21 protein-coding genes are annotated in these 21,472 nt (G+C 72.9%); 9 read left to right on the top strand and 12 right to left on the bottom strand.

Features of this window, described 5'->3' with window-relative positions; genetic code table 11:
- Positions 1 to 59 precede the first annotated feature (59 nt).
- The 3 genes from ACFVWY_RS24620 to ACFVWY_RS24610 all read left to right on the top strand — a co-directional run bounded on the left by ACFVWY_RS24620 (position 60) and on the right by ACFVWY_RS24610 (position 2,780).
- Positions 60 to 1,037: an ArsR/SmtB family transcription factor gene (locus ACFVWY_RS24620; RefSeq protein WP_389876392.1), complete on the top strand. Its 978-nt coding sequence runs from the start codon at positions 60 to 62 to the stop codon at positions 1,035 to 1,037.
- A gap of 189 nt (positions 1,038 to 1,226) precedes the next feature.
- Entirely contained in the window at positions 1,227 to 2,150 is a 924-nt protein-coding gene (locus tag ACFVWY_RS24615; RefSeq protein ID WP_389876234.1) for an aminoglycoside phosphotransferase family protein, read from the top strand.
- Positions 2,151 to 2,273: 123 nt separating this feature from the next.
- Positions 2,274 to 2,780, top strand: coding sequence for a DUF6624 domain-containing protein (locus tag ACFVWY_RS24610; RefSeq protein WP_389876232.1), 507 nt, complete (start codon positions 2,274 to 2,276; stop codon positions 2,778 to 2,780).
- 52 nt (positions 2,781 to 2,832) lie between these two features.
- Here ACFVWY_RS24610 and ACFVWY_RS24605 read toward each other — a convergent pair whose 3' ends face one another.
- Positions 2,833 to 3,669 (bottom strand): MOSC domain-containing protein, encoded by an 837-nt coding sequence (locus tag ACFVWY_RS24605; protein ID WP_389876230.1) that lies wholly within the window; start codon positions 3,667 to 3,669, stop codon positions 2,833 to 2,835.
- Entirely contained in the window at positions 3,666 to 4,319 is a 654-nt protein-coding gene (locus ACFVWY_RS24600) for a CatB-related O-acetyltransferase (RefSeq protein WP_389876228.1), read from the bottom strand. The genes ACFVWY_RS24605 and ACFVWY_RS24600 overlap by 4 nt, the downstream gene beginning before the upstream one ends.
- 76 nt (positions 4,320 to 4,395) lie before the next feature.
- Here ACFVWY_RS24600 and ACFVWY_RS24595 point away from each other — a divergent pair, with 76 nt between their 5' ends.
- The 3 genes from ACFVWY_RS24595 (at position 4,396) to ACFVWY_RS24585 (ending at position 6,885) form a co-directional block, all read left to right on the top strand.
- Positions 4,396 to 5,064 carry an O-methyltransferase gene (locus ACFVWY_RS24595; protein WP_389876225.1) on the top strand — a complete coding sequence of 223 codons (669 nt, stop codon included), beginning with the start codon at positions 4,396 to 4,398 and terminating at the stop codon, positions 5,062 to 5,064.
- A 217-nt stretch (positions 5,065 to 5,281) separates the two neighbouring features.
- A complete protein-coding gene (locus ACFVWY_RS24590; RefSeq protein WP_389876222.1) occupies positions 5,282 to 5,953 on the top strand; it encodes a hypothetical protein in 672 nt (223 codons plus the stop codon).
- 53 nt (positions 5,954 to 6,006) lie between these two features.
- Positions 6,007 to 6,885, top strand: coding sequence for an alpha/beta fold hydrolase (locus tag ACFVWY_RS24585; protein ID WP_389876219.1), 879 nt, complete (start codon positions 6,007 to 6,009; stop codon positions 6,883 to 6,885).
- A gap of 123 nt (positions 6,886 to 7,008) precedes the next feature.
- Here ACFVWY_RS24585 and ACFVWY_RS24580 read toward each other — a convergent pair whose 3' ends face one another.
- Positions 7,009 to 7,650, bottom strand: coding sequence for a superoxide dismutase (locus ACFVWY_RS24580; RefSeq protein WP_389876216.1), 642 nt, complete (start codon positions 7,648 to 7,650; stop codon positions 7,009 to 7,011).
- A gap of 761 nt (positions 7,651 to 8,411) precedes the next feature.
- Here ACFVWY_RS24580 and ACFVWY_RS24575 point away from each other — a divergent pair.
- On the top strand, positions 8,412 to 8,591 hold the full coding sequence (locus tag ACFVWY_RS24575; protein ID WP_389876214.1) for a hypothetical protein: 180 nt from the start codon (positions 8,412 to 8,414) through the stop codon (positions 8,589 to 8,591).
- A 12-nt stretch (positions 8,592 to 8,603) separates the two neighbouring features.
- Here the strand turns inward: ACFVWY_RS24575 and ACFVWY_RS24570 are convergent, their stop codons facing one another.
- From ACFVWY_RS24570 to ACFVWY_RS24535, 8 genes are all read right to left on the bottom strand, one after another.
- Positions 8,604 to 10,019, bottom strand: coding sequence for an FGGY family carbohydrate kinase (locus tag ACFVWY_RS24570; protein ID WP_389876211.1), 1,416 nt, complete (start codon positions 10,017 to 10,019; stop codon positions 8,604 to 8,606).
- 14 nt (positions 10,020 to 10,033) lie between these two features.
- Positions 10,034 to 11,080: an NAD(P)-dependent oxidoreductase gene (locus tag ACFVWY_RS24565; RefSeq protein ID WP_389876209.1), complete on the bottom strand. Its 1,047-nt coding sequence runs from the start codon at positions 11,078 to 11,080 to the stop codon at positions 10,034 to 10,036.
- Entirely contained in the window at positions 11,077 to 12,153 is a 1,077-nt protein-coding gene (locus ACFVWY_RS24560; protein ID WP_389876208.1) for an ABC transporter ATP-binding protein, read from the bottom strand. The genes ACFVWY_RS24565 and ACFVWY_RS24560 overlap by 4 nt, the downstream gene beginning before the upstream one ends.
- 28 nt (positions 12,154 to 12,181) lie before the next feature.
- Entirely contained in the window at positions 12,182 to 13,000 is an 819-nt protein-coding gene (locus ACFVWY_RS24555; RefSeq protein WP_389876205.1) for a DeoR/GlpR family DNA-binding transcription regulator, read from the bottom strand.
- Positions 12,997 to 14,112, bottom strand: a complete 1,116-nt coding sequence (locus ACFVWY_RS24550; RefSeq protein WP_389876203.1) for an ABC transporter ATP-binding protein — start codon at positions 14,110 to 14,112, stop codon at positions 12,997 to 12,999. Before ACFVWY_RS24550 ends, ACFVWY_RS24555 begins: the two co-directional genes overlap by 4 nt.
- Complete coding sequence (locus ACFVWY_RS24545) at positions 14,109 to 14,939, bottom strand: carbohydrate ABC transporter permease (RefSeq protein ID WP_389876200.1); 831 nt, start codon at positions 14,937 to 14,939, stop codon at positions 14,109 to 14,111. Before ACFVWY_RS24545 ends, ACFVWY_RS24550 begins: the two co-directional genes overlap by 4 nt.
- Positions 14,940 to 15,001: 62 nt before the next feature.
- Positions 15,002 to 15,952 (bottom strand): carbohydrate ABC transporter permease, encoded by a 951-nt coding sequence (locus tag ACFVWY_RS24540; protein WP_389876197.1) that lies wholly within the window; start codon positions 15,950 to 15,952, stop codon positions 15,002 to 15,004.
- A 6-nt stretch (positions 15,953 to 15,958) separates the two neighbouring features.
- Positions 15,959 to 17,386: an extracellular solute-binding protein gene (locus tag ACFVWY_RS24535; RefSeq protein ID WP_389876194.1), complete on the bottom strand. Its 1,428-nt coding sequence runs from the start codon at positions 17,384 to 17,386 to the stop codon at positions 15,959 to 15,961.
- 156 nt (positions 17,387 to 17,542) lie between these two features.
- On the opposite strand from ACFVWY_RS24535, the gene ACFVWY_RS24530 reads away from it, so the two are divergent.
- Positions 17,543 to 18,970 carry an FGGY-family carbohydrate kinase gene (locus tag ACFVWY_RS24530; RefSeq protein ID WP_389876389.1) on the top strand — a complete coding sequence of 476 codons (1,428 nt, stop codon included), beginning with the start codon at positions 17,543 to 17,545 and terminating at the stop codon, positions 18,968 to 18,970.
- 65 nt (positions 18,971 to 19,035) lie between these two features.
- Positions 19,036 to 19,662 (top strand): histidine phosphatase family protein, encoded by a 627-nt coding sequence (locus ACFVWY_RS24525; RefSeq protein ID WP_389876191.1) that lies wholly within the window; start codon positions 19,036 to 19,038, stop codon positions 19,660 to 19,662.
- Here the strand turns inward: ACFVWY_RS24525 and ACFVWY_RS24520 are convergent.
- Positions 19,652 to 21,079, bottom strand: a complete 1,428-nt coding sequence (locus ACFVWY_RS24520; protein ID WP_389876189.1) for an amino acid permease — start codon at positions 21,077 to 21,079, stop codon at positions 19,652 to 19,654. The two genes, ACFVWY_RS24525 and ACFVWY_RS24520, sit on opposite strands and share 11 nt — an antisense overlap.
- Positions 21,080 to 21,472: the final 393 nt, after the last annotated feature.

Genomic DNA, 21,472 nt, shown 5'->3' with positions numbered 1-21,472 from the left:
TACTGTTTCGCGCGCAGGCGAAAGAAACGTGGCGGGGGCCGGGGGAGGGCGTGGGCGCTGTGGGCATGTGGCGGATCGACACGGACACACTGGCCGGGAGCAGGTTCGTCGTCTCGCCGCTCGCCGACACCGTCGCCGCGCTGAACGCCCTGGAACGGGACCGGGCCGAGCACCCGGGCGAACGGGCCTGGCTCGACGCCCATCTGCCCGCCTACCGGGCCCGGCAGGCCGCCGACCCGGTCGCGGCCAGGCTCGTACCGGCGATGTTCGGCGGCAGCTGGAACGCGGACTTCATCACCCCCACCCCGGCGGGCGACGGCGCCCCGGGCTTCGAGGCGGAGCTGGCCCCGGTCCGGGCGACCACACCCGAGCGGGCCCGCGCCGACCTGGCGGTCTCGCTGGGCGGCGGCCCCCTCCCGCCCCTCCTGGACCGTGACGACCTGGCGCAGCGCGCCGCCGACGTACTGGAGTGGGTCTGGCACCGCGCCGTGCTGCCGGACTGGCCGCGCCGCCGCCGGATCATCGAGGCGGATATCGTCGCCCGCACCGGCGAGCTGAGCCAGGGCGGCTGGGCGGCGGCCCTGAGCGGGCTGTGCCCGGGGATGCGGTGGCTGGGCGACGGGCGGCTGCGGATCAACGCGCACGACTACCCGTCCAAGCAGCTGTCGGGCGTCCGTCTGCTGTTCGTCCCGGTCACCTCGCGCTGCGGCTGGGTCTCCTGGGACGACGACGCCGAGCGGTACGCGGTGGTCTACCCCTGCTCCGGCGCCCTGGCCGAAGCGGACCGGTCCCGGGTGCCGGACAGCCTCGCCCGCCTCCTCGGCCCCGCCCGCGCCACGGTCCTGGTGCTCCTCGCCACCCCGAAGAGCACCACCCAGCTGGTCGCCCTGACCGGCCAGGGCCTGGGCTCGGTCGGCCGCCACCTCAAGGTCCTGCTGGACAGCGGCCTGACCGCCCGCCGCCGCGTGGGCCGCTCCGTCCTGTACTTCCGCACCGAGACCGGCGACGCCCTGGCCTCAGCCCAGCGAACCGCCTGACGTCCCGGCCCCGGTATCCCGCGTGCCCCGGAGCGCGGGTTCGCCGTACGCCCCGCGCCGCCCGGTGCGTGGAGCGGACGGGAACAGGCCGCTCGCGGTCCCCACGCCCATGCCTCCGCCCATGCCTCCGCCCATGCCTCCGCCCATGCCTCCGCCCACGCCTCCGCCACCCGGCTACCGTAGATCCGTATGAGCCATACCGAGACCGAGATCACCGCCGAACTCGTCCGCGACCTGCTGCGCGACCAGCACCCCGACCTGGCCGACCGCCCGGTGCGGCTCGGCGCGCGCGGCTGGGACAACCAGTTGTGGCGGCTCGGCGACGATCTCGCCGTACGGCTGCCGTGGGCGACGGACTCCGCGGACGAGCTGCTGCTCAAGGAGCACGCCTGGCTGCCCGCCCTCGCCCCGCGCCTCCCGCTGCCGGTTCCCGTCCCGCAGCGTCTCGGCGCGCCGTCCGCGCGCTACCCCCGGCCCTGGATCGTCACCACCTGGGTGCGGGGCACGCCCGCCGACCTCGCCCCCGTCAGCCGTGACGAGGCGGCCGACGCGCTGGCCGCGTTCCTGACCGCTCTCCACCGGCCCGCCCCCGGCGCCGTACCGGCCGGCCGTGGCCGCGGCGGGCCGCTGGCCGACTGGGCCGGGCACTTCACCGAGCAGCTCGACTCGGCGGCCGGGCTGGGACTGGTCCCCGACCCCGAGGCCGTCCGCGCGATCTGGGACGACGCCCTCGCCGCGCCCGACTGGGACGGGCCGCCCCTGTGGATCCACGGCGACCTGCACGCCGCCAACGTCCTCACCGAGCGCGGCACCCTCTGCGGCGTCGTCGACTTCGGCGACCTCTGCGCGGGCGATCCGGCCTGCGACCTCGCCGCGGCGTGGACCCTGCTGCCCGACGGCGCCGCCGACCGCTTCTTCGCCGCCTACGGGCCGACGGTGGACCGCGCGACCCTGCGCCGGGCCCGTGGCGTCGCGGCACACCGCGCCCTTGTCTGCATCCACATCGGGGACGCCGGTACGCACGGCCGCCCCGGCGGCAAGCCCACCTGGGGCCCGCCCGGCCAGGCGGCCCTGCGGCGCCTCGTCGCGACGGCGGACGGCTTTCGGGAGTAGATCCATTATCGCCGCGCGGGGAGACCGCTGTCACCGTTCTCCGGAATGATCTATCCGTCCGGCATGTGCTTCTAGGGTGGCGGGCAGCAGGTACAACACGTCTCGCACACCTGGGAGTTGAGAGTGGCGCACGACCCTGCCGCACTGGCGGCGGAGCTGACGGACATGGCCGCGGCCGATCACCGGGCCACGGTCCTCGCGCACAGTGACGACTTCGCCGAGCAGCTGGCGTGGCGACGGCTCACCGCCCGGCACGGCGACCGGCTCGGCGAGATCATGGACGAGTACGGCTGGCCGACGGCGGAGCTCGTCGGCGAGGAGGCCGCCCGCGCGGCCTGGCTGATCGCCCAGCACGCCGACCGCCAGCTCGACGTGCAACGACGAGCCCTCCGTCTGCTGCGCACGGCGGTGGAGGCGGGCGCGGCGGCCCCGCGCGAGCTGGCCTTCCTGCGCGACCGCACCCTGGTCAACGAGGGCAGCAGGCAGATCTACGGCACCCAGATCGCCGGCGTGAAGGACGGCGCCCCGGTCCCGTGGCCCTGCGAGGAGCCCGCGCGCATGGACGAACTCCGCGCGGAGGTGGGCATCGAGCCCTTCGACGTGTACGTCGCCAGGTTCGCCCCGGCCTGATCCGCCGCGCGCCGACGGCCCCGGCCCCGCCGCGCAGGCGGGGTCGGGGTCTTCACGGGCTGAGCCACTCGGCGACCTCCACCGTGTCCCCGACGCGGAGCACACCCTCGCGCACCACCGCGTTCTTGGCACCGAAGCTGACCTTGTTCCCGTACTCCGGTTCGCGTCGGTACGCCGAGAGGGTCCGGATCGGTTCGGGGCCCGCGCGGCGGCCGGTGGACTGGTCGACCATGGGCACGGCGCAGCGTGTCGCCCGTACCGAGTGGGCGAGTTCGGCATCGCCGACGGCCATCCGGCGCACCCGGTCCTCGAAATGCGGTGTGTCGTCGCCGGTCAGGACGATGTTGGGGCGGAAACGGTCCATGGGGACCGGGTCCGCGTCGCCCCGGGCGGTGATCCGGGCGTTGAGGTGGTCCAGGGAGGCCGTCGAGGCGACCAGCACCGCGTGGGCGTCGGCGAAGTTGACCTTGCCGGGGGTGTCGCCCCAGCCGTCCCGGTCGAAGCCGGGGGCCACGCGCACCAGGCGGGACGTCGCGCCCAGCGCGTCGGAGAGCCACTCCGCGACCGCGTCCCCCTGGTCCACCGCCTTCCCGAGCGGGTTCCCGAACATGCTGACCTCGCGGCGCGGGCCGTCCCGGTCCACCTCCAGGCGCAGCGCCCCGGCCCGCTCGGCCGACAGGGCCAGCGCGGCGCCGCCGTCCAGGACCTCGACCTGGACCGCCGCCATGGCGGGGTGCGTGCGCTGGCTGCGGAAGGCGCCGTCCGCCGCGTCCACCACCATGAACGTCCGGTCGTGTTCCAGGCCGGTGCCGAGGACCCTCGCCGAGTCGACGGCGGTCCCGGCGCAGCCCTTGACGGGGTAGTACGCCAGCCCGTGGACGGTGATCATCGTGTGGTGCCCTCCGGTGCGGCTGCTTCGAGGTCGTCGACGCTGCCGGACATGATGGTGCGGATGTGCGGGGTGAGGTGCTCGACGGGCCAGTCCCACCAGGCGACGGCGAGGAGCCTGACGATGGTCTCCTCGTCGTAACGGGTACGGATGAGGCGGGCCGGGTTGCCGCCGACGATGCCGTAGTCGGGCACGTCGGAGGTGACGACGGACCCGGCGCCGATGATCGCGCCGTGCCCGATCCGTACGCCCGGCATCACCGTCGAGCCGTAGCCGAACCAGACGTCGTTGCCGACCACCGTGTCGCCCCGCGAGGGCAGCCCGGTCAGCAGGTCGAAGTGGTCGGTCCAGGAGCCGCCCATGGACGGGAACGGGAAGGTGGACGGGCCGTCCATCCGGTGGTTGGCGCCGTTCATGATGAACCGCGTCCCTGTCCCGAGCGCGCAGAACTTCCCGATGACGAGCTTCTCCGGCCCGTAGTGGTACAGCACGTTGCGGGTCTCGAACCCGGTCGCGCCGTCCGGGTCGTCGTAGTACGAGAAGTCCCCGACCTCAATCAGTTCCGACGTCACCAGGGGCTTCAGCAGGACGACTCTGGGCTGGCCGGGCATCGGGTGAAGGACGGTGGGGTCGGCGGGGTCACGGCTCATGGCGCTCATCATCGCACCTGCCCCGCATCCTGTAGGTTCCTCTTGGGAACTGACTCGTTCGAGGAGAGGAGCGGCCATGGCGGCGACGCGATGGACCGAGGTGGACGACTACTTCAACGGCCTGCTGGTGGGGCCGGACGAGGTTCTGGACGCGACGGTGGCGGCGAGCGTGGCGGCGGGGCTTCCGGAGATCCAGGTCGCCGCCAACCAGGGCAAGCTGCTGAACCTGCTGGCCCGGTTGCAGGGCGCGCGCAGAGTGCTGGAGATCGGCACCCTGGGCGGCTACAGCACCATCTGGCTGGCCCGCGCGCTGCCGGAGGGCGGCAAGGTCGTCACGCTGGAGGCCGATCCGGCGTACGCGGAGGTCGCCCGGACCAACGTTGAGCGGGCGGGCCTCGCGCACGTCGTCGAGGTGCGGGTCGGAGGCGCCCTCGACACACTGCCGGAGCTGGCGGCGGAGGAGCCCGAGCCGTTCGACATCGTGTTCATCGACGCCGACAAGCCGAGCAACCCCGACTACCTGGCCTGGTCGCTGAAGCTGACCCGCCCCGGGAGCCTGATCGTCGCGGACAACGTCGTCCGCGACGGCGAGGTGGCCGACGCCGCCAGCGACGACCCGAAGGTGCGCGGGGTCCGCCGGTTCACCGAACTCGTCGCGGCCGAGCCGAGGCTGAGCGCGACCGCGCTGCAGACCGTCGGCGAGAAGGGCTACGACGGCCTGATGATGGCGCTGGTCACCGGCTGAACCCCCTTTGGCATGCTGATGCCCGTTGGTGCAGGTGGTTCACATGATGCGCGCATGACGCACGTGAACCACACGATTCATGGGCGGGGAGTGCGTCAGGGTGGGGACAGGAAGAAGAGCGGCGGCGGTGCTGTGTGCCGCCGTGCTGACCGGCGGGGCGGCGGGATGCGGCGGAGCCGGTGAGTCCGGCGGCGGTGAACCGTCCGGAGCGGCGGCCATGAGCGACACGCAGCGGATGAACGAGTCGCTCACGCTGTTCAAGGGCTACCGGACCTTCCGGATGGAGGGCGAGTACCGCGACGAGATGCCGGTCAGGGTCGACCTGCGCGTCGACCGGCAGGGGAGGTGCGTCGGCACGTTCGGGCAGCCGACGCCCAACGACATCATCGTCATCGGCGGCCGCACCTGGATACGCGAGGGTGAGGAACGCAGGCAGGAGAACCGCGCCTTCGCGAAGCAGTTCACGCCGGAAAAGCTGGCCGCTTTCGACAAGGCGCTCGCCAAGTCCCGGGGGAAGTACATCGAGTACCGGACCCGTGACCTGGGGAGTACGGGAGTCATGGCCCTCTGTCTCGCCGACCAACTGCTCGAACCGGTCCCGGAGAAGGTCGGCAGGGCCAAGCGGACGGGAAACCCGCGCACCCAGTACGGCGTGCGGACCGTTCAGCTCACGCACGGTTCCGGCACCGGTGAAGTGTCGGTGCACGTGGCGGAGAAGGGCGGGAACGAACCCCGGGCCATCGAGTTCCACCACGACGGCAACCCGGTGCTGCTCGAACTCGGCGCGTACGACAAGCAGGTGGATGTGAAGCCGCCCGCTCCCTCGGAGGCCCTGCAGGCGAAGGACGTCCGCGACCTGGACGTGCTGTCGGCCCTGCCCGGCGACTGAACCGGCCCGCAATTCCTTCGACACGGCTGGCGGGCGCCGACATGATCGGGCCCATGAGTGCGTATGTGAATGACCCGGTTCGTATCGGTACGCGGCGGCTGCCGGGAGGGCGGCTGCTGGCGTGGGCCGAGTGGGGGCCCGAGGACGGGGTTCCGGTGCTGCTCTCGCCCGGGGCTGCCACCAGCAGGCACCTCGGGTTCGGCGCCGGTGCGGTGGAGCGGCTCGGGGTGCGGCTGATCTCCGTCGACCGGCCGGGCCTGGGCGCCTCCTCGCCCGCGCCGGGCCGGACGTTCGGCGACTTCGCCGAGGACATCCGGGCGTTCGCCGCCCTGCGGGGTCTCGGCCGACGGCCGCTGATGGTGGGCAACTCGCAGGGCGCGCCGTTCGCGCTGGCGTGCGCCGCGGCCGGGGCGGTCGGGGCGCTCGCGGTGGTCTCCGGGGCGGACGAGGTCGCCGAGCCGGGTTTCGCGGACGCGCTCCCGGCGGAGCTGCGGCGCCTGGTGGACCTGGCCGTCGCCGACCCGGGCGCCGCCGAGCGGTTCTTCGCCGGGTTCACCGCGCGGGCGATGTGGGACATGGTCATGTCCGGCAGCCCGGAGTGCGACCTCGCCGTCTACCGGCAGCCCGCGTTCGCCGCCGCCTACCGGCGCGCCCTCGACGAGGCCTTCGCGCAGGGGGCCGAGGGGTACGCCCGGGACACCGCCCTGGCCATGGGGCGCTGGGGGATCGGGCTGCGGGACATCGCCGTACCCGTCGACCTCTGGTACGGCGCCGAGGACACCGGGCACTCGCCCGACCAGGGGGCCCGGCTGACCGCCCGCATCCCGGGTGCGGTCCGGCACCTGGTGCCGGAGGCGGGCGGGGCGGTGCTCTGGACCCACGCCGAGCGGGTGCTGAGCACGCTCCTGGCGCACACCGCCCCCACCTCCTGAGCCGCGGAAGGTGACAGAAGGGCCCCCGCCTGTCACGTCCAGGCGGGGGCCCTCCCTCCATCCGCCTGCCGGGTGACGGTTGAGAAGACGATCACGAGGCAGGACGATTCACGCGCCTCCCGGTCAGGGGGCGAGCAGCAGCACGTCGGCGCGCTCCTTGGCGGCCGCGTAACGCCTGGCCACGTCCTGCCAGTTGACGACGGCCCACATCGCGTCGATGAAGTCGACCTTCTGGTTCTTGTACTGGAGGTAGAAGGCGTGCTCCCAGGCGTCGAAGACCAGGACCGGAGTGGACCCCTGGCCCACGTTGCCCTGGTGGTCGTAGACCTGCTCGACGATCAGCCTGCCGCTGACCGGCTCGTACGCCAGGACGCCCCAGCCGGAACCCTGCGTGGTGGCCGCGGCCTTCGTCAGCTGGGCCTTGAATCCGGCGAACGAGCCGAAGGACTCGGTGATCGCGTCCGCCAGGTCACCGACACCGTCCGCCGCGAGGGGCTCGCCGCCGCCGTCACCGGTCATGTTGTGCCAGTAGATCGAGTGCAGGATATGGCCGGAGAGGTGGAATGCCAGGTTCTTCTGGAGCCCGTTGATCGATCCCCAGGCGCCCTTCTCACGCGCCTCCTCCAGCTGCTCCAGCGTGTCGTTCGCGCCCTTCACGTACGCGGCGTGGTGCTTGTCGTGGTGGAGCTCGACGATCTGCGGATTGATGACCGGTTCGAGCGCCGCGTAGTCGTACGGGAGTTCCGGAAGCGTGTACGTGGCCATGTGATCGAACCCTCCAGCTGCTTACCTATGGTTATTGCAACCTATATGCAAGAGCATCCTAAGGGTAGGAAGAGTCGGGCGTGATCAGCCCTTCGGCCTAGGGCTCCAGCGGTAGGAGCTGGACCGGCGGGCGCGGCGTGCCGATTGCAGCATCACCAAGAACAGGGACGGAGAGGACCTGAACCTGTTTCAGATGGCGGGCGTATGCGCCTCGGACCTCGACGGGCCCGAGATCGGCGAGGAGGACCGTGCGGCCCAGGGCGTTCTTGGTTCCTGCGCCCTCGCGTACGCGGTGAAGAAGTTCACGGCCAGCACGCCGACGGTCAAATACCATGCGTGGACGGACGTCAACAACGAGTCCTTCATTCCGGCCCGGGGCAAGTGGCAGGAGCCCGCGAGCAAGACGCCCCGCTGCATGGACGGATATTTTGCGGACACCGGGTCGATGTCTCCTGGCAGGAGAAGATCCGCAGATCGCGAGTGGGGTGGATGTGAGACGTCTTCGCGGCTGTGCGATAGGGGTGGCCGTTCCTGTGGTTCTGCTCATCTCCCTGTTCGTGGTGCGGGGGTGCGAGGGGGAGAGCCCGAGGATCGGTTCCGAGGAGGTCGCCGGTGTCTGGGAGGGCTCCGGCGGTGGGCGGATCGAGTTCCGGGCGGATGGCACGTTCCTCATGTCGGGCATCTCGCGGAGCGCCGTTGAACCGGCTTTCTCCTCCCTTCCTCCCGGAAAGGGCGACCTTTCCGGGAGGGGGAGATGGAGTATGGAGGGGCAGCGGGATCCGGGCAGTGGCATCGAGCTCAGGTTCTCGAAGGGGGGCTCGTTCACCGAGGGCACCGGATTCGCTCTGCTCCGGGCCGCCCGGGGCGGGGACGAACCGGAGGTGTACTTCGAGGGGGATCCCGACGCGGGCCACGGCTACCGGGTCCGCCGGGACGGGTGAGCGGGGGCGGGGTCAGGCGCGGGCGTGGGCGCGGGCCTCGGTGAGGCGGGACAGGTGGTCCTCGTACGCCTTCGCGTAGTACGCCGCGCGCGCCGGGTCCGGGGCGACGATCCGCGCCGGGGCCGTCCACGCGGCTTCGTCCAGCTCCGCCCCGAAGCGCCGGGCCGCCGCGAGCACCGCACCCCGCGCCCCGACCTCGCCCTCCACGATCCGCACCGGCCGCCCCAGCACATCGGCGAACAGCCGCATCCAGGCGGGCGACCGGGTGCCGCCGCCGCACAGGGCGAGGGTGCCGGTGAGGCCCGCGGCCTCCAGACAGTGCCGGGCGGCGAAGCCGATGCCCTCGCAGACGGCGCGGATCAGGTCCGCCGCGGTGGTCTCCAGCGACACCCCGGTCAGCTCGGCGCGCAGCCGGGGCTCGACGAACGGGGCGCGCTCCCCGGACGGGGCGAAGTAGGGGAGCGCCCGGACCCCGTTCGCGCCCGGCGGGGTGGCGGCCAGCAGCGCGTCCACCTCCGCGTGGCGTACGCCGGTGGTGGTCAGGACCCAGTCCAGGGCCGCGGTGCCGACCATCGCGGGCATGGCGCGCAGCCAGTGGCCGGGCAGGTCCGTGGAGATGTGCAGCCCCGCCGGTTCGCCCGCCAGGTCGAGCCGGCCGGTGGCCACCAGCGCGGCCAGGCAGGTGCCGACGATCAGGAGCCCGTCGCCGGGGCGGGTGACGCCCGCCCCGAGCGCGCAGGCCGGCAGGTCGTACGGGCCGTTGGAGATGCGTAACCCCGAGGGGAGCGTCCCCGTGGCGACCGGGTCGCTGACCGGGGCCAGCAGCGGGGCCCGGTGGGCCAGGCCGAGCGCGGCCACCACATCGGGGGCGTACGCCCGGGTCAGCGGGTCCAGGAACGGCATCGAGGCGTCGGAGACATCGGTGGCCCGCACCCCGGTGAGCCGCTGGAACACCATGTCCTTGCAGTACAGCGCGGCCTTCGCGGCGTCGAGCGAGGCGGGTTCGTGGCGGTCGAGCCAGGCCAGCACCGGCCCCGGACAGCCCGGGAACATCGCGCTGCCGGTACGCCGGTAGACGGTCTCGAAGACCCCGTCCGCCAGCCAGGCGCCGACCAGTTCACGGGCCCGGCCGTCCATCCAGGAGATCGCCTTGCGGACCGGCAGGCCCGCCGCGTCGACCAGCCAGACGCCGTCGCCCTGGCCGGTGAGTCCGGCGAACGCCGCCCCGTCGGTGCCGAGCGCGGCCAGCACCTCGCCGACCGCCCCGTACACCTCGTCCATGTCCTGTTCCACGCACCCGTCGTGGATCGCCAGCCCCACCGGGCGGGACTCGACGGCCAGGGTGCGGCCCCGCGGGCCGAACGCGGCGGCCTTCACCACGGAGGTGCCGACGTCGACGCCGATGTAGCGCGGCTCGGTTCCGGTCATGGTCACTGGTCCCCTCACAGGGCGTGGGCGAGCGGTTCGCCCCGCACGTAGCGCGCCACCTCGGCCGCCGCGATCCGGGCCGCCTTCTCCGCGACGGCCCGGCTGGCCCCCGCCACATGCGGGGTCATCAGGAGGTGCGGGGTACGGAAGAGCCGTGAGCCGGGCGGCGGCGGCTCCTGCTCGTACGTGTCCAGCGCCGCCGCCCGCAGCTGCCCCGAATCCAGCGCGTCGCACAGCGCGTCCGTGTCCAGCAGCGCGCCCCGGGCCGCGTTCACCAGCACCGCGCCGCGCGGCAGCATGGCCAGCTCCCGGGCCCCGATGAGGTGCCGGGACTCCGGGGTCAGCCGGGCGTGCAGGGTGAGCACCCGCGAACGGCCCAGCAGCGCCTCCAGCGAACCGGCCCGCATGCCGTGCACATCGCCCCGCACATACGGGTCGTACACCTCGACCTGCGCGCCGAACGCGGACAGCACCCGCGCCACCCGGCTGCCCACCGCGCCGTAGCCGATCAGCCCGACCGGGGTGTCCTCCAGCTCCAGGCCGCAGTTCTCGTACGTGTAGTGCGTGGCGTCCCAGCGGCCGTCCGTGGCGAGCGCGTGGTGGGCCAGGGGGATGCGGCGCAGCGCGGACAGCATCAGCCCGACGGTGAACTCGGCGGTCGCCGCCGCGTTGCGCCCCGGCGCGAAGCACACGCGTACGCCCCGGGCGCGTGCGGCGGCGGCGTTCACGTTGACCGGGCCGCCCCGGCAGACCACGATCAGCCGGAGGCCGGGCGAGGCGGCCAGCACCCGTTCGGTGAACGGGCCCATCTGGGTCACGCACACCTCGACCCCGTCCAGGGCGGCGATCAGCGCGTCCTCGGCGTCGCTCGCCTCGGCCACCTCGGCGACGGGCCCGAAGGGCTCCAGCGGCCAGGGCAGGGTCAGCTCGTGCAGCCCCGGGTCCACGGTGAGCGGGCCCAGCGCCCGGTAGAGGGCCTCGGCGAGCAGCGAGTTGCGGACGAAGTGGTCACCGGCGAGCAGAATCCTCGTCACCGGGCGAACCGTATCGGAACGGGTCATCGCAGAGCGTCTCCTGTCGGGGCGTCGAAGACATGGACGTGCAGGGGATCGGCGGTGATGCGTACGGTGTCGCCGCGGCCGAGCCGTACGTCCGGACCGGTCACGACGACCAGCGGCTTCGCCACCCCGTCCAGGGACAGCGTGGCGATGCCGGATTCCAGCAGGGGTTCGTGGGCGGCGACCCGCGCCCGTGCACCAGTGTCGTCCAGGCGGAGGTCCTCCGGGCGGATGCCGAGGACCACCGCGCGTCCCGCCGCGATCGGGCGCGCCACCGGGATGCGCACCGTGTCCGAGAGCCGCACCCCGCCGGAGCCGTCGGCGGTGCCGGGCAGCAGATTGACCGCCGGTTCCCCGACGAAGTCGGCGACGAACAGGTTCGCCGGGGCGTCGTAGATCTCCTCGGGTGTGCCGAGCTGCTGGATCTCGCCGTCCCGCATCACCGCGATCCGGTCGGCGAGCGACAGCGCCTCCTCCTGATCGTGCGTCACCAGGATGGCGGTGTGTCCGCTGTCGCGCTGGATGCGTTTCAACTCGCGCCGGGTGGCGTCCCGCTGGGCGGCGTCCAGATGGGAGAGCGGCTCGTCCAGGAGCAGCACGTCGGGCACCCGGATCAGTGCGCGGGCCAGCGCGACCCGCTGCTTCTGGCCGCTGGAGAGAGCGGCCGGGCGGGCGTCCAGCAGTTCGGTGATCCCGATGCGGGCGGCCATCTCCGCGACCCGGCGGCGGATCTGGGCCCGGCCGAGGCCGCCCCGGGCGGCGAGACCGAAGCCCAGGTTCTCGGCCACCGTCAGCGGCGGGTACAGCGCGTAGTTCTCGAACGCCACCCCGATGTTGCGCCGCCGGGCCGGCAGCTCCACCACCGATCTGCCGCCGATCAGGATGTCGCCGCCGGTCACCGGCTCCAGCCCGGCGATCATCCGCAGAGTCGTGGACTTGCCGCAGCCGGACGGGCCGAGCAGCCCCAGCAGCTCGCCGGAGCGCAGTTCGACGTCGAGGCAGCGGACGGCCTCGACGGCGGCCCGGCCCCGTCCGGTGTAGGTCTTGCGCAGCGCGCGCAGGGCCAGTTCAGTCACACGTCATCGCCGCCTCGCCGCCTCGGGGTCATCCGTCGTCGCCGCCCTCCGCACCGGTGGAACGGCCGGTGGGGCAGACCTCGTAGGGCACCTTGTGCTCGTCCAGTTCGCGCAGCGCCTGCGGCGAGGCCCCGTCGTCGACCAGCAGCAGATCGAAGCGGGAGAGCGGGGCCAGCCGGTGCAGGGCGACCCGGCCCAGCTTCGAGTGGTCGAGCAGCAGCACATTGCGGCTCGCCGAGTCGAGCATCGCCCGCTTCACGGAGATGATGTGCTGCTCCTGGTGGTAGGCGAAGCCGCCGGACGCCGCGGAGGTGGAGGTGAAGCAGAGGTCGACCTGGAGCGACTGCACCGCCTCCACGCAGGAGACGCCGAGGAACGAGGAGTGCAGCGGGTCGTAGTCCCCGCCCAGGCCCATCAGGTGGATGCCGCGTTCCTGCGACAGCAGGCTGATGGCCTCCAGGAAGTTGGTGACGACGGTCAGCGGAGTGATGGAGCGCAGCCGACGCGCTATCTCCAGCGTCGACGTCGAGTCGTCCAGCATCACCGCCATGCCCGGCTCGATGAGCTTCAGCGCCCGTTCGGCGACGGCGGCCTTCTCGGCTCGCATCGTCTTCAGCCGGTAGGAGACGTTCGACTCGAAGACGCCGGAGGGCTGGGCGGTGACCCCGCCGCGGAACTTGCGGACGATGCCCTGCCGTTCCAGCTCGTCCAGATCGCGGTGGATGGTCATCAGACTGACGTCGAAGCGCTCGGCCAGCTCGGCGGCGCTCACCTCGCCCTGAGCGAGGACGTACTCGGCTATGGATGCCTGGCGCGGGGCGGGGCCCCGCTGCGGAACGTTGCTCACGTGCTGATCCTTCGTCCTGGACGTGCCGGCCGGTCGGCCTCGAACAGCAGCAGACTCTCAGGCCGTACGGAGAGCCGGACCGGACGGTCGGGCACCAGGCCGGCCGCCTCGGCACGCGGCACGACCAACGAGAGCCGCTGCCCGCCGGTCCGGACGGTGACCTCGACGGCCCGGCCCAGCAGTTCGGTGACGTGGACGGTGCCGGTCAGCTCCCACCCGGGGCCGTCGGCCGGACGCGGCGCGCCGAGCCCGATGTCCCTCGGCCGCAGGCCCAGCTGGACGGCGGTGCCGGGCGGCGCGGGCACCGCGAGCGGCAGCTCGTACGCCCCGTCGGGCGCGCGCAGGCGGCCCTCGGCCGTCACCGTGCCCGGCAGCAGGTTGATCTGCGGGCGGCCGAACGACCGGGCGACGAAGGTGTCGCACGGGCGGTACCACAGCTCCTCGCGGGTGCCGGTCTGCACCGCGCGGCCGTCCCGGAGCACCCCGATCCGGTCGCCCAGCGCCAGCGCCTCCACCGAGTCGTGGGTGACGTACAGCGTGGTGGTGTCGCGGACCGCGCCGATCGCCCGCAGCTGCGCCCGCATCGCCTGCCGCAGCTTCGCGTCCAGGTGTGAGAGCGGCTCGTCCAGCAGGAACGCGCGGGCCGGGCGTACCAGCACCCGGCCGAGTGCCACCCGCTGGCGCTGCCCGTTGGAGAGCCGCCCCACCGGGCGCTCCAGCAGGGCGCCGATCCCGAGCAGCTCGGCGACCTCCCCGATCCGCTCGCGCGCCAGGTGCGCGGGGAGGCGGTGGCGCGGCGAGCGGAGCGGGGAGGCGAGGTTGTCGCGGACCGTGCGGTGCGGGTAGAGCGCGTACGACTCGAAGCACATGGCCACGCCCCGGTCGTACGGCTCGACGCCCGCCATGTCCGCGCCGCCCAGCTCGACCGTCCCGGCGTCCGGCTCCACCAGGCCCGCGACCGTCTTGAGCGTGGTCGTCTTCCCCGCCCCGGACGGGCCGAGCAGACAGAAGAACTCGCCCTCGGCGACCTCCAGGTCCAGCCCGTCCAGTGCGACGGTCCTCCCGTACCGCTTGCTGACGCCGCGCAGCGCGAGGGCGGCCGGGCCGGTCATGACTTCACCGCCCCGAACGACAGCCCGCGCACCAGATACCGCTGGATGGTGAGGGCCAGCAGCAGCGGCGGGACCACCGAGACCAGGGCGGCGGCGGCCGTGAGGTGGTACTTGGGCCGGTCGCCGCCGAGGAAGGACAGGGCGCCGACCGTCACCGTCTGCGCGCTCGACGAGGTGAGGATCAGGGGGAAGACGAAGTTGTTCCACGCGAAGATGAACGCCAGCAGCGAGACGGCGGCGATTCCCGGCTTCACCAGCGGCAGCGCCACCCGGAAGAACGCCTGCCTACGGGTGTAGCCGTCCAGCAGCGCCGCCTGCTCCAGCTCGGGGGAGAGGTCCTGGAAGTACGAGCGCATGATCCAGACGACCAGCGGCAGCGTCACCAGCTGCAGCACCCACACCATCCCGACGTAGGTGTCGAAGAGCCCGAGCTGCTGGTAGAGCACGAACAGCGGGATGATCACGGTCAGTTCGGGCGCGAAACGGAACGAGAGCAGGGTGAACATCAGGTTCTCCGAGCCGCGGAACCGCCACCGCGCCGCGGCGTACGCGGCGGGCAGCCCCACCACCAGCGACAGCGCGACCGCCCCCAGCGACACGACGAGGCTGTTCACGAAGAACCGGAGGAACGGCACCCCCTGGCCGCCCCCGGCGCCCAGCACCGTGCGGTACGCGTCGAGCGTCGGGGTGAACGAGAAGTACGTGCTGAACAGCTCGTTCGCCGGTTTCAGCGACAGCACCACCATCCAGAGCACCGGGAACAGCGAGAAGACGAAGTAGCCGATCAGCGCCAGGTCGGCGACGGCGGCGAGCACCCGGCGCCTCACGCGGGCACCTCCACGGCCCGGTCCCGGGACCGTGCGGGCAGCTCCGCCGCCCCGCACCCGCCTCATGCGGGTACCTCCGCCGCGCGGCTCTGGACCCGGCCCAGATAGCGCACCAGCACCATCGTGACCAGGTACACCACGGCCCACAGCACGATCATGTAGCTGATCCCGAAGGAGTACCGCTGGAAGCGGATGGCCTCCAGATAGGCGCGGATCTGGAGCACCATCGTGGAGTCGCCGGGGCCGCCCTCGGTCAGCGCGTAGATGATGTCGAAGACCTTCAGCGAGTCCATGAACCGGAAGATCACGGCGACCAGGACGTACGGCCAGAGCATCGGCAGCGTCAGACGGCGGAAGGTGAACCACCAGCCCGCCCCGTCGACCTCCGCCGCCTCGAACGGTGAGGCGGGCAGCGAACGCAGCCCGGCCAGCGCCAGGACCGCGACGAACGGGGTGTACACCCACACGTCCACCACGACCGACGAGAGCAGCGCCCCCGCCGGCGTGTCCGTCCACTGCACCCCGCCGAGACCGAACGGCTCCAGCAGATGGTTCACGACCCCGACCGAGGGCTGGAGCATCAGCTTCCACATGATCGCGGCGATCACCGGAGCGATCATCAGCGGCAGGATCAGGATCTTCTCCAGCACCCGGCCGACCCGGCTCGACCGGTGCAGCAGCAGCGCCACCGCCACGCCCAGCACCGTCTCGACGGCCGCCGCGCCGACCGCGTACGCCGCCGTCACCCGGGCCGAGTCCCAGAACGCAGGCTGGGTGAGGATGCGGCGGTAGTTCTCCACGCCCACCAGATCGGGCCGCGGCTTGCTCGCCGCGAAGTCGAAGAGGGTGTAGTAGAGGCCGAGCCCGAACGGGTAGAGGATGCCGCCGGTCAGCAGCAGCGCGGGCACGATCAGCAGATACGGCCGCAGCGCCCGCCGCCGGGCGGAGACCGCCCGCACCTCCCGCACCTCCCGCGTCCCCGGCGCCTGGCGCGCTTCCCGTGTCGTGTGCACCCCGGGTCAGCCGAGCTTCGCGGCCAGGTCGCCGGCCAGGCCGTTCAGCACGGACGAGGCGTTCTTCCCGCCGTAGATCTCCTGGAGCGCGGCCGCCCAGGAGGTCGTCGCGTCGAAGAACTGCTCCTGCGGGGTGAACTGGATCCGGGTCCGGCCGGCCACCGCCTCGAAGGTGTCGAGAAAGCCGGGCAGGGTCCGCATCCTGTCCCGGTACGCGGCGTCCCGGCTGACCGACGTGCGTACCGGGTCGATGTGGTGGTGCTCGACCGCGCCCTTGCGCAGGTGGTCCTTGCCGGTCGCCCACTGGAGGAACAGCCAGGCGGCGGACTTCTCGCGGCTCTTCGCGTTCATGCCCAGCGACCAGATCCACATGTTCGTGTCGAGCGAGCCGTCCGGCCCCTTCGGCCCGGGGTGGAAGGCGATCTTCCCGGAGGCGGGGGAGGCCCCCTTCACCGCCTGGAAATAGGCGGCGGTGTCCGCGTCGAACAGCATCCCCGCCTTCTGCGCCCCGAGGTCGCCCGAGCACTGGTACCAGGTGTACGAGGTCCAGGACGGCGGGCCGCCCTTCCTGACCATCTCCGTCCAGTCCCGGGTGAAGGCGACCGCCTCCGGGGAGTTCATCGCGGGCTTCACCTTCCCGCCCTCCACGGTGAAGTCCTTCAGGCCGTTGCGGGCGTACATCGTCATGAATCCGGGGTGGATGGTCGCCCAGCTGCGCGAGCCGCGCACCGCGACCCCGTACATCCCGTCGAAGCCCGCCCCCGGTGCCCGGCGGGTGATCGCCCCGGCGGTCTCGCGCAGTTCGTCGAAGGTCTCGGCGGGCTTCAGCCCCAGCTTCCCGAACACCTCGGTGTTGTACGCGACGACATTGGTCTCCCAGCCCCACGGCAGCGCGTACTGCCCGCCCCGCCCGAGCGGCGCGCCCGCCTTCAGGGACCACTGGTCGGCCGCGAGGAGCTGGGGGAAGAAGTCCTCCTGGTCCCACTCCGCCCCGGTGGCCGATTCATTGCGCATCCACGGGCCGAGATCCTCCAGCCACCCCGGCGGCCCGTACTGCCACACCATGTACGCGCCCAGCATGAACACGTCGTAGGAGGCGCGTCCGCTGGAGAGGTCGACGGTCAGCTTGTCGAAGTAGTTGTCCTCCGGGAAGACGTCGTGCGTGACCTCGATGCCGGTCTTCTCCGTGAACGTCTTCAGTTCGGCGATCAGCGCGTCGGCGTACGGGTGCCTGTTGAGCAGAACCCGGACCGTGCGTCCCCTGGCCCGCTTCCAGTCGAAGGAACCGGTGACCTCGTCGGCCGCGGAGCCTGCCTCCGGGCCGCCACCGCCACCGCCGCCGAAGCCGGTGCCGCAGGCGGCCAGCAGGGGGGAGGCCGCCACGGCCCCGCCGAGGGCCAGCAACCGCCGCCGGTCGTGCGTGCGCATGTCCATCCGTGACCTCCACGGGTCGGCCGGAGACGGGAGGGGGGAGTGTTCACACCGTGAATCGACTGGTTAACAGAGCTTGTAACAGCACCAGTTGGCCGTCAATCCCTCGCGCGGGAGAATTTCTCGGTGCAAAGTGAGAAGTTCACAGAGGGGGCCGATATGTGGATGGGCATCGATCTCGGCACGCAGAGCGTGCGGGCGGTGGTGGCGGGAGACCGCGGTGAGATCCTCGGCAGCGGCGCTGCCCCGCTCACCGGCAGGCGCGAGGGCGTACGGCACGAGCAGCGGCCCCTCGACTGGTGGACGGCCCTGTGCGCGGCCACCCGGCAGGCGCTGCGCGACGCCCCCGCCCCCCGCGCGCTCGCCGTCTGCGCCACCTCCGGCACCGTGCTGCTGGCCGACCGGACGGGCAGCCCGCTGACCCCCGGCGTGATGTACGACGACGGGCGGGCCGTCGCGGAGGCGGCCGTGGCGGGCGCCCCGCCGAGCTGGGCGCTGCCCAAGGCGATGTGGCTGCTGCGGGAGCACGGCGGCGGGGCGGACGGCGGTGTGCGGATCACCCATCAGGCCGATCTGGTGCTGACCAGGCTCGCCGGGACGCCGCTGCCCACCGATTCCAGCCACGCCCTGAAGACCGGCTACGACCTGGCGCGGGAGGAGTGGCCGCGGCGCCGCCTCGCCCGGCTGGGCCTGCCCGACGCGCTGTTCCCGGACGTGGTGCGGCCGGGCACCCGGATCGGTGAGGTGGGCCGGGCCGCCGCCGGGGAGACCGGGATTCCGGCGGGCACGCCGCTGGTGGCCGGGATGACGGACGGCTGCGCGGCGCAGCTCGCCTCCGGCTCGCTCGCGGTCGGCTCCTGGAACGCGGTGCTCGGCACGACCCTGGTCCTCAAGGGAGTGACCTCGTCGCCGGTCGAGGACCCGGCCGGGGTGGTGTACAGCCACCGGGCACCGGACGGGAGCTGGTTGCCCGGCGGGGCCTCCGGGGTCGGCGGCGGGGCGCTGACGGCCGCGTTCCCCGGGGCGGACCCGGCCCGGCTGGACGCGGCCGCCCGGGACTGCGAACCGGCCCGGGTGGTGGCCTATCCGCTGGTGGCGACGGGGGAGCGGTTCCCGTTCGTGGCGCCGCGGGCCACCGGCTTCCTGCTCGGCGAGCCCGCGTCCGACGCCGAGCACTGGGCGGCCCTGCTGACCGGGGTGGGGCTGGTGGAACGGCTCTGCCTCGACTACCTGGACCTGCTCGGCGCCCAGGCGTCCGGGCGGCTCACCTTCACCGGGGGCGCGGCCCGCAGCGACCACTGGAGCCAGCTGCGCGCCGACGTCCTGGGCCGCCCCGTGTACATCCCGCGGTCCAGCGAGCCCGCCCTCGGCATGGCCGTCCTGGCGGCGTACGGGGCGGGCGGCGCGGGCAGCCTGCGGGAGGCGGCCGGGCGGATGGTGCGGCTGCGCCACGTGCTGCGCCCGCGTCCGGAGCGTACGGCGTGGTACACCGAGCCGTACGTCACGCTGGTGGACGAGCTGGAGCGGCGCGGCTGGCTGCCCGGCCGGGTCGCCGCCCACGCCCGTACCCGCGCGGCGCACCCGTGACGCCCCGGTCACGGACCAGGGCGGGCGCCGCGGCCCGTGACCGCTCACGACCGAACGGAGACGTCATGACCACCGCACCGGCCACCCTGCTGCTCGCCCGCCACGGGCAGACCGTCTGGCACGCGGAGAACCGCTACGCCGGGGTCAGCGACGTCGCCCTCACCGAGGCGGGCCGCCGCCAGGCCGAAGAGCTCGGCGCCTGGGCGGCCCGCAACGCGGTCGACGCGGTGTGGACCTCCACGGTCAGCCGGGCGATCGCGACCGCGCGGCCCGCCTGCGAGGCACTCGGGCTCACCCCCCGGCGCGAGCACGACCTGCGCGAATGCGATTTCGGCGCGGTGGAGGGGCGCACCCTGGCGGAGTTCGCGGCCGAGCAGCCCGAGCGGGCCCGGGAGTACCGCGCCGACCCGGTGGCCCACCCCTTCCCCGGGGCGGAGGACCCCCGGGCCGCGGCGGCCCGGGGCACGGCGGCGCTGCGCCGGATCGCGGCCGGGCACCCGGGGCAGCGGGTGCTCGTCGTCGCGCACAACACCCTGCTCCGGCTCGTGCTGTGCGAGCTGCTGTCGATCCCGCCGGGCAGCTACCGCCGGGTTCTCCCGAGACTGCTGAACGCGGCGGTCAGCGAGGTGCGGATCGGGCCGGAGGGCGCCGCGCTGCTCTCCCTCAACGTGCCCTGCGGCCTCAGCTCCTGACGGCCGCCGCGGCCCGCCGCTGGCGTACCAGGCCGACGACGGCGAGCGCCAGCGTCAGGGCGCCCGAGGCCATCAGCTGGTCCCGGGTGCCCGGCTGGCGCAGCATCAGCACGAAGATGCCCGCCATCGCCAGGAGCGCCACCACCGTCAGGCCCGGGAAGAGCCACATCCGTACGACGAGCTTCTCCGGGGCCTGCCGCTCCAGCCGCCTGCGCAGGACCAGCTGGGAGACCGCGATGAAGATCCAGACGACCAGGATCACCGCGCCGACCATGTTGAGCAGCCAGGGGAAGACATCGGTGGGGCGCCAGTAGCTGAGCAGTACGCACAGGAACCCGAAGCCGGACGAGACCAGCACCGCCGTGCGCGGAACCCCCGAGGAGATCCGGCCGAGCCGCGCGGGGCCCTGGCCGCGCGCCACCAGCGAGCAGGCCATCCGCGAGGCGCCGTAGATGTTGGCGTTCATCGCGGAGAGCAGGGCGACCAGGATGACCACGTTCATGATCTCCGCCGCGCCGCTGATCCCGAGGTGGTCCAGGGCCGCGTAGAACGGGCCGACCTTCACGACCTTCGGGTCGTCCCACGGGACCAGCGTCACGACGACCGCCATCGAGCCGACGTAGAAGAGCGCGATCCGCCACATCGCCGTGCGCACGGCCTTGGCGACCCCGCGCACCGGGTCCTCCGACTCGGCCGCCGCGATCGTCACGGTCTCCAGCCCGCCGTACGCGAAGACGGAGGCGAGCAGTCCGATCACCAGCCCCTCGGCCCCGTTCGGCAGGAATCCGCCCGCGCCGCTGAGATTGCCGGTGCCCGGGGCATCTGTGCCGGGCAGCACACCCAGCACCGCCAGCACCCCCAGCACCAGGAAGAGCGTGATCGCCACGACCTTGAGGGAGGCGAACCAGAACTCGAACTCGCCGAACTTCTTCACCGAGGCCAGGTTGGTGCCCAGGAAGACCACCATGAACAGCGCGACCCAGGCCCACTGAGGGGTGCCGGGCAGCCAGCCGGTGACGATCTTCGCGGCGCCGATGCCCTCCAGGCCGACGGCGACGCAGAGCAGCACCCAGAACGCCCAGCCCGCGGTGAATCCGGCCCAGGGCCCGATGGCCCGCTCGGCGTGCACGGAGAAGGAGCCCGAGGCCGGGTTCGCCGCCGACATCTCCCCGAGCATGCGCATCACCAGCATGACCAGCAGCCCGGAGACGGCGTACGCGACGATGATCGACGGCCCCGCGGCGGCGATGCCCGCGCCCGAGCCGACGAAGAGCCCGGCCCCGATGACCCCGCCGAGGGCGATCATCGAGAGGTGGCGCTGCTTGAGGCCATGGCCGAGAGCCGCACCGGTCCCGGCGCCGGGACCGGCGGCCGGGGAGGGGGAACCGGTGGGGGGAGACACGGTTTTCCGCGACATGGACGTGCTCTGTTCACTAGGTGACACGTGGGGGGACCTGCGTGAACAGTCTGGGCGTGGGCCCCGCCGCCGTGGAATCACCGTCCGCTATACGGACACCCCGTTCACGCCGGGTGTCCGCCCGGCCGCGTGCGGACGGCCCTGGAGACGACCGGAGGGGGCCTTGATGGATTTGGTGAGAACCTACAGTCCTTCCTGGCCACCGCGCCTCGTCGAATCCGGGTCGATCCGGCCCCACCTCCAGTGACGAGCATCACGCCGCCGCATGATTGAGCGCCCTCTCTTGTGTGGACCCCACCAACGGCTCCGTCACGGCTTTGTGGGCCGCTGACGGTGATCGGGCGTTAACCCGTGGGCTAACGTCAGGCTCATTCTGTCCCCGTCTGCCCTCAC

The organism is Streptomyces sp. NPDC058195, from assembly GCF_042883525.1.
Classification (GTDB): domain Bacteria; phylum Actinomycetota; class Actinomycetes; order Streptomycetales; family Streptomycetaceae; genus Streptomyces.
The sequence above is the reverse complement of the archived record's forward strand: the minus strand, read 5'-3'. Positions and strand labels throughout refer to the sequence as shown.

Coding starts and splice junctions, on each gene's coding strand:
- ACFVWY_RS24520 (WP_389876189.1), bottom strand. CDS start 21,079: ATGTCGCGGAAAACCGTGTCTCCCCCCACCGGTTCCCCCTCCCCGGCC.
- ACFVWY_RS24525 (WP_389876191.1), top strand. CDS start 19,036: ATGACCACCGCACCGGCCACCCTGCTGCTCGCCCGCCACGGGCAGACC.
- ACFVWY_RS24600 (WP_389876228.1), bottom strand. CDS start 4,319: ATGAGCCGTGACCCCGCCGACCCCACCGTCCTTCACCCGATGCCCGGC.
- ACFVWY_RS24550 (WP_389876203.1), bottom strand. CDS start 14,112: ATGACCGGCCCGGCCGCCCTCGCGCTGCGCGGCGTCAGCAAGCGGTAC.
- ACFVWY_RS24575 (WP_389876214.1), top strand. CDS start 8,412: ATGGAGGGGCAGCGGGATCCGGGCAGTGGCATCGAGCTCAGGTTCTCG.
- ACFVWY_RS24570 (WP_389876211.1), bottom strand. CDS start 10,019: ATGACCGGAACCGAGCCGCGCTACATCGGCGTCGACGTCGGCACCTCC.
- ACFVWY_RS24565 (WP_389876209.1), bottom strand. CDS start 11,080: ATGACCCGTTCCGATACGGTTCGCCCGGTGACGAGGATTCTGCTCGCC.
- ACFVWY_RS24605 (WP_389876230.1), bottom strand. CDS start 3,669: ATGATCACCGTCCACGGGCTGGCGTACTACCCCGTCAAGGGCTGCGCC.
- ACFVWY_RS24530 (WP_389876389.1), top strand. CDS start 17,543: ATGTGGATGGGCATCGATCTCGGCACGCAGAGCGTGCGGGCGGTGGTG.
- ACFVWY_RS24585 (WP_389876219.1), top strand. CDS start 6,007: ATGAGTGCGTATGTGAATGACCCGGTTCGTATCGGTACGCGGCGGCTG.
- ACFVWY_RS24615 (WP_389876234.1), top strand. CDS start 1,227: ATGAGCCATACCGAGACCGAGATCACCGCCGAACTCGTCCGCGACCTG.
- ACFVWY_RS24590 (WP_389876222.1), top strand. CDS start 5,282: ATGAGCGACACGCAGCGGATGAACGAGTCGCTCACGCTGTTCAAGGGC.
- ACFVWY_RS24595 (WP_389876225.1), top strand. CDS start 4,396: ATGGCGGCGACGCGATGGACCGAGGTGGACGACTACTTCAACGGCCTG.
- ACFVWY_RS24580 (WP_389876216.1), bottom strand. CDS start 7,650: ATGGCCACGTACACGCTTCCGGAACTCCCGTACGACTACGCGGCGCTC.
- ACFVWY_RS24535 (WP_389876194.1), bottom strand. CDS start 17,386: ATGGACATGCGCACGCACGACCGGCGGCGGTTGCTGGCCCTCGGCGGG.